The 221-nt window shown below is 40.3% G+C and carries 1 protein-coding gene; it reads left to right on the forward strand.

Annotated features, from left to right (window positions below):
* The coding region (locus tag CXF74_RS00065; RefSeq protein WP_198552732.1) for a transposase at positions 1-198 on the forward strand (198 nt) is incomplete at its 5' end.
* Between the last annotated feature and the right edge of the window lie 23 nt (positions 199-221).

Raw genomic sequence — 221 nt, forward strand, 5'->3', positions numbered from 1 at the left:
TATCTTCCTCCCTACAGTCCAAATCTCAACCCTATTGAGCGACTGTGGAAGGTAATGAATGAACATGCGAGAAATAACCGTTATTTCGCTACCGCCAAGGCTTTTCGAGAAAGCATCAATCATTTTTTTGATACTACTTTACCTACAATCGGTGCCGATTTAAATCTGAGAATTAACGATGATTTTCAGAGGTTTTAACCTGCAAGTTGAAGTGCGTCAGG

It is taken from the genome of Psychromonas sp. Urea-02u-13, assembly GCF_002835995.1.
Classification (GTDB): domain Bacteria; phylum Pseudomonadota; class Gammaproteobacteria; order Enterobacterales; family Psychromonadaceae; genus Psychromonas.